This is a genomic window from Streptococcus sp. GMD6S (assembly GCF_000297015.1).
In genome coordinates this window covers 1-1332 of sequence record NZ_AJRH01000141.1, presented here as the reverse complement: position 1 = coordinate 1332, position 1332 = coordinate 1, and the positions used below count along the sequence as shown (strand labels likewise).

Genomic DNA, 1332 nt, shown 5'->3' with positions numbered 1-1332 from the left:
ACGCTAATAACCAAGACGGCAAACGTCCGACTAAGATTACAATCAATCTTTTAGCAGACGGTGAGAAAGTAGCATCGAAAGAGGTTCAAGCAGCCGCAGACGGAACTTGGACTGCTACATTCGAAAAATTAGCAAAATATAAAGCTGGTAAAGAAATTAAATACACTGTAACAGAAGAAGCCGTAGCAGAATACGAAGCGACTATTACAGACTTTACCATCACAAACAAATATGCTCCTAAAGAAATTGACTACAAGGTAACAAAAGTATGGAACGATGCGAACAACCAAGACGGCAAGCGTCCTGAGTCCGTAACGGTTCAACTTTATAAAAAAGTAGGAAATGCTGATCCAGTAGCCGTTGAAGGTAAGAAATTGACCTTAACAGCTAAGGAAAAGACTGATGATAACACTTGGGTAGCATCCTTCACCAATCTTCCACAATACGAAGCTGGAAAAGAAATCACCTATTCTATCAAGGAAGTGGATGTACCAGCTGGTTACGAAGCCTCTGTGACTGGTCAAGTAGTGACAAACACCTATAACCCAGAAACAATTGTTCTTTCAGGAACTAAGGTGTGGAAAGATAACAACAACCAAGACGGTAAACGTACAACATCTGTGAAAGTTCAAATTCTTAACGGCGACAAGGTTGTTCAAGAAATTGAAGTTTCAGAAAAAACTGGCTGGAAGTTCGAATCTAAAAAACTTCCTAAGTATGAGAATGGTAAGGAAATCAAGTACACTGTCAAAGAAACTGCTATGACAGAATACAAAGCAACCATCACTACAGACAAGGATGGCAAGTACACCATTACCAACGAACATACTCCAGAAAAAATTGCTGTAAGTGGACAAAAGACCTGGATTGATAATAACGACCAAGATCATATCCGTCCAGCATCTGTCACTGTCGCTCTTCTTGCCAATGGTAAAGAAACTGGCAAGACAGCAATCGCAACAGCTGAAACAGGTTGGAAGTATGAATTCACTGAACTGGATCGTTACCAAAATGGTAAAGCAATCGAGTACACAGTCAAAGAAGTTGGTGTTCCTACAGGTTACACAGCTACTGAAACTGGTATGAATGTGACCAACACCCACACACCAGAGAAAACATCTGTAAAAGGTAAGAAGATTTGGAAAGATGAAGATAACAAAGACGGTATCCGTCCATCTTCTGTCACTGTGAAACTTCTTGCAGATGGTAAGGAAACTGGTCAGACAGCTACAGTGTCAGAAACAAGTGGCTGGACTTATGAGTTTACAGGTCTTGATCGTTATCAAGAAGGTAAGGAGATTGCCTACACTGTTGAAGAAGTGAATGTTCCAG

General features: G+C 40.5%; 1 protein-coding gene. It reads left to right on the top strand.

All coding sequences use genetic code 11. From position 1 onward, the window contains the following. Positions 1 to 1332: Cna B-type domain-containing protein (locus GMD6S_RS09170; RefSeq protein ID WP_000740401.1), on the top strand; the 1332-nt coding region annotated here is incomplete at both ends.